Source organism: Sneathiella sp., from assembly GCF_029233945.1.
Lineage (GTDB): Bacteria > Pseudomonadota > Alphaproteobacteria > Sneathiellales > Sneathiellaceae > Sneathiella.
This window is the reverse complement of record NZ_JARGOQ010000023.1, coordinates 14,003-26,830: the sequence shown is the minus strand read 5'-3', so window position 1 is coordinate 26,830 and position 12,828 is coordinate 14,003. Positions and strand designations below refer to the sequence as shown.

Sequence of the window (12,828 nt, the reverse complement as noted above, 5' to 3'; positions counted from 1 at the left end):
TCGCTTAGGATCGGAACAGACTATAAAGGATAAATTGGAAAATCAAAACAAGAAGCTAAGGGTGTAAATTGGCGCAATCACGCAGCAGCAAGAACCGGTATTTCCATCCCGGGCGCATGGGAGCCGCATGAGCAGGCCGCCGACCAGTGATCCACTGATCGCGCCGCTCTTCCAAAGGCTGGACCTCAAGGCGAAATCCCTGCTCGTCACCGTCTGGGGCGATGCGGTCGCGCCCCATGGCGGCACCGTCTGGCTCGGCAGCCTGATCAATCTCGTGGCGCCGCTTGGCCTGAATGATCGGGCGGTGCGCACCAATGTCTTCCGCCTGCAAAAGGAAGGGCTGCTCGCCTCCAACCAGGTCGGGCGGCGCAGCTTCTATCGCCTGACGGAGACCGGCGCGCATCGCTTCGCCGAGGCAACCACGCGCATCTATGCCGCGGGCGATATCCGTTGGGACGGCAACTGGCTGTTCCTCTTCGCGCTCCGGCGGGACCTTGCCGAGAAAGAGCGCCGCAAGCTGGAGACAGAGCTTGGCTGGCTCGGTTTTGGCAATCTCGGCGGCGGGATATATGCCCATCCAACGGCCAGCGCCGCGAGCGTCGATAGCCTGCTCACTGATCTCGACCTCGCCGGGAAAGTGACCATCCTGAAGGCGACCGGCAGCGGAAATACCCCCTTCGATACGCCGGAAATACTCGTGGCCAAGGGCTGGACCCTCAAAGACCTCGAAGCTGACTACGCCCGCTTCATCCGCCATTTCAGCGGCTTTGCCGAATTCACGGAACCGGCGGCAAGCCTCGATGAAAAAAAATGTTTTATCATTCGCAGCCTCTTGGTGCATGATTACCGGCGGGTGCTGCTCAGGGACCCGATGTTACCGGCAGAACTCCTGCCGCCGGGATGGAACGGAAACCAGGCGAGAGACCTGTTCCGCACCATCTATAATCTGGTCTGGGAGGACGCAGAGACATATCTGATGACGATACTTGAAAATGAAACAGGAAGACTGCCGCCAGCGTCAGAGGAGTTTTACCGGCGCTTTGGTGAACTGAAGAGACGCTAGTTCCGTACAAACAACAGTTCAAGAACAAGAATGAGCCAGGGGAAAATGTCTGCAGGGAAACTAACAATATGTATCGTCGGCTCCGGTCCGGCGGGTATGTACACGGCGGGCGCCATCGTCAAGAAAAACCCCGAAAGCCAGATCGATATCATCGACAAGCTGGCCACGCCCTACGGGCTGGTGCGCGCCGGCGTCGCCCCGGATCACCAGACCACCAAGAATGTCACCCGCGCCTATGACAAGATCATGGAAAACGGCAATGTCCGCTTCGTCGGCAATGTCGGCCTTTCCGCCGACATCCCGCTCGATAAGCTGAGGGAGCTTTATGACGTGGTGGTGATCGCGACCGGCACGCCGAAGGACCGCAACCTCGGCATCCCCGGCGAGGACAAGGAAGGCGTCTTCGGCGCGCAGACTTTTGTCTATTGGTACAACGGCCATCCGGAATTTCGCGACGCGGTGCCCAATCTCGACATCGAGACGGCGGTCGTCATCGGCAACGGCAATGTCGCCCTTGATGTCGCGCGCATCCTGATGCGGACGGAGGATGAAATGGTCACCTCCGACCTGGCCGAACATGCCGCCAGCGAAATATTCAGAAGCCCGCTTGAATGCGTGCATGTGGTCGGTCGGCGGGCGCCGGAGAATGCGCAATTCTCCTCCAAGGAGCTGGGCGAATTCGCCGAGCTGACCTCCGCCAAGACCTATACGGACAAGACCGCCCTGCCCGAGGAATTCACCTCCGAGGATAAAAAGGAGGAGAAAGTCGTCAACACCAATCTCGACCTCCTCCGCAGTTTTGAGCAGATCCGCCCCGGCATCGAAGGCCGCTCCATCCATCTTGATTTTCTGGCGAGCCCGGTCGAAATTCTGGGAGATGAGGCGATCAGCGGCGTCCGGTTCGAACGTAACAAGATCATCGATGGCAAGGCCGTCGGCACCGGGGAGACCTACGAAATCGACTGCCAGCTGCTTGTCTCCTGCATCGGCTATGAGATGGGGATACTGGAAGGGCTGCCCGTCGAAAAAGGCATCATCAAGAATGACGAGGGCTACGTCGCCGAGGGGCTCTATGTGGTCGGCTGGGCGAAGCGCGGCCCCTCCGGCACCATCGGCACCAACCGTATCGACAGCCAGAATGTGGTCGAGAAAATGCTCACCGATTTCGAGGGCGGCGGCGATCCCGCGAAGCTGGGCCCTGCCGGGCTTGACGCCTGGTGCCGGGAGAAAAATATCCATGCCGTCTCCTTCGATGACTGGAAGAAAATCGATCAGGCCGAAGTCGCGCGCGGCGGCGGCACCTCTCCACGGAAGAAATTTGTCCGCACCCGTGATATGCTCTCTATCGTACAGGAAGAAGGATAGGCCATGCTGATCGCGCAGCTGAGTGATTGCCATATCGCCGTTCCGGAGGACGAGTTCGCCAAGCTCTATCATCCGACCGCGAAACTGCGCGACGCCGCGCGGCATGTCAATACGAGCGCCAACCGCCCCGATATCGTGTTCCTGACCGGCGATCTGGTGAATACCGCCCTGCGGGAGGAATATGACATCCTCCGCGAGGTGATCCGGGAATTCGAGATGCCGGTCTATCTCCTCCCCGGCAATCATGATGACTGCGGGCTCCTGCGGGAGATGTTCCCCGAGCATGACTATCTGCCGAAAGAGGGCAAGCTCAACTTCACGGTGGAGGGCTGGCCGCTCAAACTCATCTGCCTCGACACCAATATCCACGGCAAGCCGCAAGGTCACCTCGGCCCGGAGCAACTGGGCTGGCTGGATCAGGAACTAAAGGCCGAAACGGCGCGGCCCGTGGTTATCCTGCTCCATCACCCGCCGTTCAAGACCGGACTTACCAGTATGGATGAGATGGGCCTGCTCGATATGGCGGATTTCGCCGAGGTGGTGAGCCGCCATGATCATATCGAGCGCATTCTCTGCGGTCATCTGCACCGGGCCATCCAGGCGCGGGTCGGCGGCACGGTTGCGCAGACATGCCCCTCCACCTCCCATCAGGTACGGCTGTTGCTGGGCGAAAATAACGCCCTCGGCACCACGTTCGAGCCGCCGGAATATCTCCTGCATTACTGGACGGAAGAGAGCGGCCTCGTCACCCATAGCGACTATGTGAAGGATTATGACGTCGCCTGGACCTTCGACGGCGAGATGTAGGCAACGATCGCCTACCCCGCGCTCAGGCCCATCTGCCAGAAATCCGCTTCCAGCCGGGTGGCCACGCCGAAGGTTTTGGAGAGGTCGGGGAAGCGGGCCTTGGTAAAGCGCTTGACCGCGAGCGTATCAATCTCCGCCGTCATATCCGCGACCAGCGCCTGATATTCCTCGCCCGCATACATCTCGATCCAGGTGAGATAGGGGTTGCCCTCGATCTTTGTCTCCCGCGATTTCGAGAGCCGCGCGCCGATCTCCCCATAGCCAATGGCGCAAGGGGCCAGCGCGACCATCAGATCGAGCAGATCGCCCGCCATGCCGCGTTCCAGCACGAAGCGGGTATAGGCGATATTCTCGGGCGCCTCCTCCAGCGTTTCAAGTTCCGCAGCCTCAATGCCCCAGTCGGCGCAATAGCCCACATGGAGGTCCATCTCCATCTCAAGAATGGCCTTCACCCCGGCCAGCGCCGAGCGCATCTCGGTCAGGTTATCGGCCTTGTAGATCGCCAGCGCATAGGCCCGCGCAAACTGTATGAGGAAGAGATAATCCTGCTTCAGGTAATGCTGAAACGCCGTCTTGGGGAGTTCCCCGCTCTGCATGCCGACAACAAAGTCATGATGGGTATAGGCCTGCCACGCGTCGGCGTTATCGGCCTTTAACTGATCGAAAAGAGGCGCGGCCATTATACCATCATATTGTTCGATCCGCCGGGTAAGGACACCACGAGATCGTCAAGTTCCTCGGTGATCTCAATCTGGCAGCCAAGGCGCGAGGTGCGGGTCAGGCCATAGGCGAGATCGAGCATGTCTTCCTCATCCTCGGTCGGGTCGGGCAGCCGCTCGAAATCCTCCTCCGAGACGATGATATGGCAGGTCGAACAGGCAAGGCTCCCCTCGCAGGCGCCTTCAAGATCGATGTTATTCTGATGCGCAATTTCCAGAATTGTCCGGCCAAGCGGCGCATCGACTTCCTGACGGGTGCCATCGGGCTTGATAAAAGTCATTTTCGGCATACGGGCGTGAACTCCTGAATACTCTTCCTGTTTTACCTATCCTGCCCGCGGTGTCCTGTCCAGAGGTTAGGCGGCATATTTCGGCGATTTCCGCCGGTAGAGCCTTGCCCAGCTCTCGACAAGCCGGTCGATGTCATCGGGCGTTGTGGACCAGCCGAGGCTGATACGGATGGCGGCGCCCGCCTCCTCCGCGCTGGCGCCCATGGCGGTAAGCACATGGCTGGCCTTCACCTTGCCCGACGAACAGGCCGAGCCTGCGCTCACTGCAATGCCATCGAGATCGAGGGACATAACCTGAAGCTCGGAGGCGACGCCCGGCATCGAAATAGTCGTGGTGTTGGGTAATCTTGGCGCATTGCGGCCATAAATATGGCTTTCGGGTGAGATTTCGAGCAACCGCGCCTCCATGGAATCGCGCAAATTGGCGATTGCCGTATAACCCTCAAGACCCTCCATCGCCGACCGCGCGGCCGTGCCCATGCCGACAATTCCGGCGACATTCTCCGTGCCCGCGCGGCGGCCCAGCTCCTGCCCGCCGCCTTTGAGCAGCGGCGGCACGGCAAGGCCATCGCGTATAACCAGCGCGCCGATCCCCTGCGGCCCACCGAATTTATGGGCCGAGACGGACATCATATCCACGCCCAGCGCCGCAAAATCGAGAGGGATTTTGCCGACCGCCTGAATGGCGTCACAATGAAAAATTCCGCCTTTCCCCTGCACCAGGGCGGCAATCTCGGCAATCGGCTGGATCACACCAGTCTCGTTATTGGCAAGCATGATAGAGACAAGCGCGCCCTGTCCCGCCTCGCTCAATTGCGTCTCAAGCGCCGCCAGATCGAGCAGGCCATCGCTTTTAAGCGGAAGCCGGATTGCGGGGCCTGCCGCGGCAAGGACCGAATCATGTTCCCCGGCGGAGATAAAGAGCGGCCTGTCCGGGAAGGCGGAAAGCGCGAAGTTATTCGCCTCCGTCCCGCCGGAGGTAAAGACAATCTCGGGCGCTTTACAGCCCAGAAGATGGGCGAGCAGGCTGCGCGCCTCCTCCACCCGGTTGCGCGCTGTGCGCCCCGCCTGATGGACGGAGGACGGATTGCCGCCCTGCTCCATCATGGCAACCATGGCGGTCACCACCTCGGGCCGGATTGGGGCGGTCGCGTTAAAATCGAGATAAACGGGTTTCGCCATAAGCACAATCAGGCCCGCCGGGGCGGTCATTCGTTGAGATCAAGTATCCGTTTTCGCCTTGCTGGCGGCGCGGGCGGTGGGTTTCTTCTTCGGCTTCAGGGCAATCGGCGCGTCTGCCGTGGTGCGGCGCTCATTTTCCAGCTCTTCCACGCGCATGGACAGCGACTGCACCTTGTCGAGCAGACCATCCATCACCTTGAACACCGGATCGGGCAGGTCGTGATTCCCGACACCATAGGCGGCGAATCTCTCATCCAGGCGGTCTTTCTTGCTGGCGCTCACCGCACGCGCAGGAACACCGACAACCGTCGTATGGTCCGGCACGTCTTTCAGCACAACCGAGTTTGCGCCGACGCGGGCACATTTGCCGACCGTGATCGGGCCGATGATCTGCGCACCGGAGGCAATGATCACACCGTCCTGCAATGTCGGATGGCGCTTCACGCCGCGCTGCGCATCGGAATCGATTGACGGGGCAACGCCGCCCAGGGTCACATCATGATAAAGGGTCACATTATCGCCGATTTCCGAGGTTTCCCCGACCACGACGCCCATGCCATGGTCGATAAAGAACTTGCGGCCGATCTGCGCGCCGGGATGAATTTCAATGCCGGTAAGGAAGCGGCTGAACTGCGAAAACAGCCGCGCAAGCAGACGCCATTTATGGCCCCACAGCCAATGGGCGAGGCGGTGCAGGACGATGGCGTGGAAGCCCTGATACAGCAGCGCAACCTCCAATCGGCTCCGTGCGGCGGGGTCGCGCTCCATCACGCAACTAATTTCTTCGCTAATATGCTTGAACATTTGCCCTTACCTTCTGTATTGTGCCGCTCTTGTAGCGGAATTCACCTGAGGTTTAAAGCGCCCATAATTAACAGATATATGCATATCGGGAGGACCGTCAAGGATACCATTGGTATTCATTTGACAAGTCGTTCGCCGGGGCAGGCTGAAAAATGGGTCATATCCCGAGTGTATCCGGCTCGAAATAGAAGCTGTTGTAGGAATTAGAAAAGAAATGCCCGACGTTATTTTTAATGGACCCGAAGGACGCCTTGAGGGGCGCTATCACCATTCCGATGATCCGAATGCCCCGCTCGCCCTGATCCTCCACCCGCATCCGCAATATGGCGGCGCGATGAATAACAAGGTCGTCTACAATCTCTTTACCACCTTCAAGAAGCGCGGCTTCTCGGTGCTGCGCTTCAATTTCCGGGGCGTCGGCCGCAGCCAGGGCGATTATGATCATGGCGTGGGCGAACTCTCCGATGCCGCCGCCGCGCTCGACTGGATGCAAACCCATAACCCGAACGCGCCCGCTGTCTGGATCGGCGGCTTTTCCTTCGGCGCCTGGATTTCCATGCAGTTGCTGATGCGGCGTCCGGAAGTGGCCGGATTCATCTCCGTAGCGCCGCCCGCCAATATGTATGATTTCTCCTTCCTCGCCCCCTGCCCGTCATCCGGCATCATCATTCATGGCGACAAGGACGTTCTGGTGCCGCGAAAAGATATCAAGAAGCTGGTCGAGAAGCTGAAGGCGCAGAAGGGCATTACCATTCACTATGATGAAATCCCCGACGCCGATCATTTCTTCGAGAACAGCCTCGACAGGCTGATGGTTTCCGTCAATGACTATCTCGATATGCGGCTGAACGGCGACGACGAAGAGGAAGATTGACCCCTTACGCCGAGACCCGTTTTTTGGACGGCGCAGGATAAAATTGCCCGCCCGTCATCGGCTCCGGTACGCCTGTCGTCGTTGGCAGGCTTAAGGGAAGGCCGCGTACCGACCGCACGGCGAGGAAGGCGAAGGCCTCCGCCTCCAGATCATCGCCGCGCCAGCCGACCGCCTCCACCGGTTCGACCGGGACTTGCACCACCGCCTCAATCGCCTGCACCAGCGCCGGGTTCTTGCGCCCGCCGCCGGTCAGCAGCCAGCGCGCGGGCTTTCCGGGCAGATGGGCCAGCGCGCGGCGGAGGCTCTCGCTCGTGAAATGCAGCAAGGTCGCCGCCCCTTCCTCCAGCCCGAGGCCATTGATCGCCGCCGCCACCGGGAATTCATCCCGGTCAAGGCTTTTGGGCGGCCTCTGGTCGAAATAGGGGTTATCGAGAAGTGTCGCGAGAACAACCTCATTCACCAGACCGGCGGCGGCGATCTTGCCGCCTTCATCAAAGGGCTGGCCCGTATGGGTCAATACCCAGTCATCAAGGAGCGCGTTCGCGGGCCCGGTATCGAAGGCCAGCACCGTCTCCCCGTCAATATAGGTGACATTGCCGACCCCGCCGAGATTAAGCACGGCGAGCGGCCCTTCGAGTTCCGTTGCCAGCGCCCGGTGATAGAGCGGCGCAAAGGGCGCCCCCTCCCCGCCCGCAGCGACATCCGCGTGGCGGAATTCAGCGACCGTATCGATCCCCGTCAGTTCCGCCATCAGCGCGCCATCGCCCATCTGTACGGTCAGGCGGTTGGCGGGATCATGAAAAATCGTCTGCCCGTGAAAACCGATCAGGTCGATATCGGCGGGGGAGAGGTTATTCGCCGCCAGCAATGCGAGGACAAACTCCGCCTGCGCCTTGGTGAAGTCGGTGATCAGGCCATCGGGCGCCGCGTCTTTGCCCAGAACCTCGCGCAGCTGCGCCCGGAATTCCGGCTCATAAGGGGTGGAGCGAACGGGACCATGGGTAAAAACCTCAATCCCGTCGGTCTCGATAATCGCGGCATCGATGCCGTCGAGCGACGTGCCGCTCATCAATCCAAGGGCGCGAAGCGGCGTGTTTTCACCCTGATTTTGCTTAATTGACGTCATATGCTATCCCGCACTTTTAAAATGCGCCTCATATGTGCTAAACGATGGCGCTCTTGAACCTCAATAGAACAGAATTACGTCCCATGACCGAATTACGCTCCGACTTCCTGAAAGTCTTCACTGAACGCGGCTACCTGCATCAATGTACAGATTTAGACGCGCTGGATAAAGCTTTTGCTGACGAGATCGTGACCGCCTATATCGGTTTTGACTGTACGGCGAAAAGCCTTCATGCGGGCAGCTTGATGCAGATCATGATCCTGCGGCGCCTGCAACAGGCCGGGCATAAGCCGATCGTGCTGATGGGCGGCGGGACGACGAAGGTCGGCGACCCGACGGGGCGCGACGAAAGCCGCCCGCTGGTGACCGATGAAGTTATTCAGGAAAACATGGACGGCATCAAGAAGGTGTTCGAGAAGTTCCTCACCTTCGGGGATGGCCCGACGGACGCGATCATGGTCAATAACGCGGACTGGCTCGACAAGATCGAGTACATCCCGTTCTTACGCGAATACGGGCCGCATTTCTCGATCAACCGGATGCTGTCGTTTGACAGCGTGAAGCTCCGGCTGGAACGCGAGGAATCGATGACCTTCCTCGAATTCAACTACATGATCCTGCAGGCCTATGATTTCGTTGAGCTCAAGAAGAACTACAATTGCAGCCTGCAACTTGGCGGCTCCGATCAGTGGGGCAATATCGTCAACGGCGTCGAGTTGGGCCGCCGGACCAACGGCTTCTCGCTGTTCGGGATGACCTCGCCCTTGCTCACCACCTCCTCGGGCGCGAAGATGGGCAAGACGGCGGGCGGCGCCATCTGGCTCAATGAGGAGATGCTCTCGGCCTATGACTACTGGCAGTTCTGGCGCAACACCGAAGACGCCGATGTCGGCAAGTTCCTCCGGCTGTTCACTGAAATCCCGATGGATGAGGTGGCGCGTCTGGAAAGTCTCGACGGGGCGGAGCTGAACGAGGCGAAGAAAATCCTCGCCGATGCCTGCACCGAGATGGCCCATGGCAAGCAGGCCGCCGAGGCCGCCGCCGAAACCGCGCGCCAGACCTTTGAGATGGGGCAGACCGCGGAAGGCCTGCCGACACTGGAAATCCCGAAGGCGGAGCTGGCGGAGGGTATTCCCGCCGCGACATTATTTCAGCGGACGGGCCTGGCGCAGTCAAATTCCGAAGCGCGGAAATTGATCAAGGGCGGCGGCGCCCGCGTGAATGACGAGAAAATTGCCGATGAGAAAGCTGTCCTCACTCTCGACGCCCTCGACGCGGACGGGCGGATCAAGCTTTCGGCGGGCAAGAAGCGGCATTACCTGATCCAGCCGGTCTGACGCCCGCCTCTGGGCGCGGGCCGGGGTCTAGGGACTCGGGCGGCTGCCCGGTTTATTGGTGGACGGCGGCTCGATATCATCCTGGTCCCAGGGCTCGAAGAACATCCGCCGGAGAATACCGGGCGCCAGTGCCGAGACGGCGTTGACGTCTATGTCCGGATCTTTCAGCCCGCCCGTCACCTTGTAGGAAAAGCCGAAAATCCCCTCCCCCTTCTTGCCGACGAGCAGGGTGCCGAGGATAGGTATATTCCCAAGCATGGAATTCAGCGTGTAGGACGGGATCACCGTCCCGAACATATCGATTTTGTTGGCCGGTTGATCCACGCTACCGGTCAGCGTGATGCCGATAGAGCCGATGGCGCGAAAATCCCTTGTCTCGAAAATCCCGTTCTCGTAAGAAAACGGCCCCTCCACCGTCGCGAAAACCATCCCCTCCCCGCGCAGCAAATCGACAATCCCGCCAAGGGAGCCGAGGGTCAATATCTTGCCGAGCACCGGCGCATTCACGACGCGCACATCCTTGATCTCGATCGTTCCCGTGGCCGGGCGGGAGGGCAGGCTATCGTCAATCTCGGCGGTCAGTTTCAGCTTGCCGTCGCGAAAATCATCAAAAAGATCCAGCCCGCGAAAGAGCGACCCCGCATCATCGGAGAAAAAGCTGACCTGCCGACCCTTGGGGGACGGGTTGATCTTGAATTCGAAACTCTTGTCGCCCGCGAACCGGCCCGTGGTCATGCCGGTCTTGATCAGGTTTCCGTCGATCTTCATGTCCGAAATGACGTTGTTCAGGGTCAAATCCTGATCGAGCAGCATCCGCTCCAGTTCAAGATGGATATCGATCAGGCGGTCCTGTTTCGGGCCGTCGATAACCGCCTCGTTCAAATCATAGGTCGCCACCACGAAGGGTTTTAAATCAAACTGCGCGCCATGCACCTCGATCTTCATCTCCCCCGCCGCCCGCTGGGTGAAATCGACATTGAAGTCATTCTCCCCATAGCGAACGGTCGGCAGGGTAAGCTCGGTCAGCAGATCCTTCTTCATCACCGCCGTGCCCGCCGCCGTCAGATCCCCCGCCGTCACAGCGATATTCGACAGCGTCGTCACCGCCGCCGCGGTGGAGCTGATATCCGCCGTGAACAGCCCGGCCACGCCCGCGGGCTTGGACCAGTGCAGCGTATCGGCAAGCACGGTGGTTTCGGTCAGGTCAATCCGGACATTACCGGTCGCGCTGCCATCGGGCACGGTTTCCAGCGTAATATCCGTCGTCATCGGTCCTTGCAGAAACGGCGTCGCGACATGAAGCGCCTTGCGATCCGCATCATCCGGCACCGCGTTCAGGACATAGCGGCGATGGCCTTCCTTCGCCCCGGAGAACCAGCTTTCCGCCTCAATCTTAGCGGCCACGCCATTGAGCGCGGCGTTGCCCGTCACCTGCACCCCCTTCGGATCGACCGCAACCTTCAGCGCGCCCTCGGTAAGGGTAACATCCTCCGCCACGTCGGGGATGGTCGCCTCGGTGAAATCGCCCGTCGCGGCATACTCGACATTCTCAAGCTTCAAATCGAAGCGCAGCGGAAATTTAAACGACGCATCGACCGCCCCCGTCCCCGTCATCGCGGAAGGGACAATGCCATAGGGGGACGCGAGGCCGAGCGGCTCCAGATCAAGAAAGGTGAAGATTTCCCGGCTGCTGCCGGTCACGCGAATGACGATATCGGCGAGTTGATCATATTTATCAAATTCATCGATAATCACCTTGTCAGACGTTACTTCGAGACTGCCCAGCTTGCCGGTCATGCCGCTGATCGTGACCCCGGTTTCCGTCAGCACCGCACGTCCGTCGATATCGGTCACCTTCGGCAGCGGCGAGAAATAATTCGCCGAGGTGCCGTCGATGTTAAAGCTCAGGTTCACCGCGCCTTTCGGGATATCTCCGCTCGAAAGCGCACCGGCGGGCAGATCGATCTCGAACTCCGCCTTCGGCACCATGCCGCCGCGAATATTCTGCGTCACCCAGTCATAGCCGTTACTCGCCATGGAATAGGGCCAGAACCGCCCGAGATCATCGACCTTGAGATTGGCAAGACCGCCTTTCAGCGAGAGGCCCATGCCTGCCTCCGCGATATCGACGGCACCCGCGAGCTGCAGCGCCACGCCCAGGGTCTTGGCCGTCACACTGTCGAGGGTGACCTTGCTGAAATCGCCGGTCACCTCCCCGGAAACATCAATGCTGTCAATCGCCAGCGGTTGCTTATACAACTCCGGCAAATCGATGTTGCCGGCCCCCGCCGATACATCAAAACCGAGGGAATCGAAGCTGAATTTCTCATCGAGATCGACATTAACATGCCCGGAGAGGGATAAATCGATGCCTTTCAGCATCTCCAGCTCCTTGACCTGCTCCCCCACCAGAGGAAGCGGCAGGTCATTGAACTGCCCGTCAATCAGTGTGCGCTTGAGCTCCCGGTCATAATCGCCGAGGGCCACCACGGAGACATTCTCATTGCCGACCTTGATGTTCCCGCTGGCCTGCCCGCGCAATCCCCGCTCTTCGCGCCAGACAAAGACATCCGCGCCAGTCACCCGCCAGAACCGGCCGAGAATCTCATCCTCGATAAAGACCCCGGAATCATAAAGCTCCACCCGCTGAAGATAGCCGGTCAGGCTCGAAGGGTCCGGCTCCCGGCTCAACTCCTTCAGGATATCAAGATAGCCATCCTCCATCGCGACCTCGTCCGGGCTCTTTTCGGTCTCGATCGCGTTGTCTCCGCTGGTTCCGGCCTCAGCCATCAGGCTATGCTCATAGCCGAACTTGATCTCGCCGGTTTTGTTCCGGTTCAGGCGGATTTTAAGCCCGGTGAATTCCAGCTCCGCCGGGGCGATCCGACCCCGGAGCAGCGCCGCGCCGCTGAACACCATGGTCACATCGGGGATGGAGGCAACCCGCCGTTTCTCCTCCGCTATCACAAGGTCATCGATCGCCACCATCAGGTTCTTGTCGCGGGCGTTCCATTCCAGTTCCAGCTTCTGAAAGGAAAAATCGACATCCGGATATTGCGCCTCCAGTATCTGCACCACATAGGGTTCGATAAAGGACAGCGACATCGGTCCGCGCGACAGCCCCGCGACCAGCGCGAGCGCAACGATAAAGACCAGCACGACGACCCCCATCAGGGTCCGGTACAATAATCTGGAAGTAGTTCTGACCAACTGAAAATTTCGCTTTTAATAAGGCTTGTATAAAAAAAGTCTGTCCCGATA

General features: G+C 59.6%; 11 protein-coding genes. 5 read left to right on the top strand and 6 right to left on the bottom strand.

Annotation, left to right across the window (positions count from 1 at the left end):
* The first annotated feature begins 127 nt into the window (after positions 1-127).
* Genes paaX through P1U71_RS09370 form a run of 3 tightly spaced genes read left to right on the top strand, consistent with a single transcriptional unit; the run spans position 128 to position 3,235 of the window.
* Positions 128-1,063, top strand: a complete 936-nt coding sequence (gene paaX, locus P1U71_RS09380) for a phenylacetic acid degradation operon negative regulatory protein PaaX (RefSeq protein ID WP_301105329.1) — start codon at positions 128-130, stop codon at positions 1,061-1,063.
* Positions 1,064-1,093: 30 nt separating this feature from the next.
* The gene (locus P1U71_RS09375) at positions 1,094-2,428 is read left to right on the top strand and encodes an FAD-dependent oxidoreductase (protein ID WP_301105328.1); all 1,335 of its coding nucleotides are present in this window, start codon (positions 1,094-1,096) and stop codon (positions 2,426-2,428) included.
* 3 nt (positions 2,429-2,431) lie between these two features.
* The gene (locus P1U71_RS09370) at positions 2,432-3,235 is read left to right on the top strand and encodes a phosphodiesterase (protein WP_301105327.1); all 804 of its coding nucleotides are present in this window, start codon (positions 2,432-2,434) and stop codon (positions 3,233-3,235) included.
* Positions 3,236-3,246: 11 nt separating this feature from the next.
* On the opposite strand, the gene tenA is transcribed toward P1U71_RS09370, so the two are convergent.
* The 4 genes from tenA to epsC all read right to left on the bottom strand — a co-directional run bounded on the left by tenA (position 3,247) and on the right by epsC (position 6,230).
* On the bottom strand, positions 3,247-3,915 hold the full coding sequence (tenA, locus tag P1U71_RS09365; protein ID WP_301105326.1) for a thiaminase II: 669 nt from the start codon (positions 3,913-3,915) through the stop codon (positions 3,247-3,249).
* Positions 3,915-4,244, bottom strand: coding sequence for a ferredoxin family 2Fe-2S iron-sulfur cluster binding protein (locus tag P1U71_RS09360; RefSeq protein ID WP_301105325.1), 330 nt, complete (start codon positions 4,242-4,244; stop codon positions 3,915-3,917). The genes tenA and P1U71_RS09360 overlap by 1 nt, the downstream gene beginning before the upstream one ends.
* Positions 4,245-4,310: 66 nt before the next feature.
* Entirely contained in the window at positions 4,311-5,456 is a 1,146-nt protein-coding gene (locus tag P1U71_RS09355) for a cysteine desulfurase family protein (protein WP_301105324.1), read from the bottom strand.
* Between the two features lie 9 nt (positions 5,457-5,465).
* Positions 5,466-6,230, bottom strand: coding sequence for a serine O-acetyltransferase EpsC (gene epsC, locus P1U71_RS09350; RefSeq protein WP_301105323.1), 765 nt, complete (start codon positions 6,228-6,230; stop codon positions 5,466-5,468).
* Positions 6,231-6,444: 214 nt separating this feature from the next.
* On the opposite strand from epsC, the gene P1U71_RS09345 reads away from it, so the two are divergent.
* The gene (locus tag P1U71_RS09345) at positions 6,445-7,104 is read left to right on the top strand and encodes an alpha/beta hydrolase (RefSeq protein WP_301105322.1); all 660 of its coding nucleotides are present in this window, start codon (positions 6,445-6,447) and stop codon (positions 7,102-7,104) included.
* Positions 7,105-7,108: 4 nt separating this feature from the next.
* Here P1U71_RS09345 and P1U71_RS09340 read toward each other — a convergent pair whose 3' ends face one another.
* Positions 7,109-8,230 carry an anhydro-N-acetylmuramic acid kinase gene (locus P1U71_RS09340; RefSeq protein ID WP_301105321.1) on the bottom strand — a complete coding sequence of 374 codons (1,122 nt, stop codon included), beginning with the start codon at positions 8,228-8,230 and terminating at the stop codon, positions 7,109-7,111.
* Between the two features lie 83 nt (positions 8,231-8,313).
* On the opposite strand from P1U71_RS09340, the gene tyrS reads away from it, so the two are divergent.
* Positions 8,314-9,567 carry a tyrosine--tRNA ligase gene (gene tyrS, locus P1U71_RS09335; protein ID WP_301105320.1) on the top strand — a complete coding sequence of 418 codons (1,254 nt, stop codon included), beginning with the start codon at positions 8,314-8,316 and terminating at the stop codon, positions 9,565-9,567.
* A gap of 27 nt (positions 9,568-9,594) precedes the next feature.
* Here tyrS and P1U71_RS09330 read toward each other — a convergent pair whose 3' ends face one another.
* The gene (locus P1U71_RS09330; protein WP_301105319.1) at positions 9,595-12,777 is read right to left on the bottom strand and encodes an AsmA-like C-terminal domain-containing protein; all 3,183 of its coding nucleotides are present in this window, start codon (positions 12,775-12,777) and stop codon (positions 9,595-9,597) included.
* Positions 12,778-12,828: the final 51 nt, after the last annotated feature.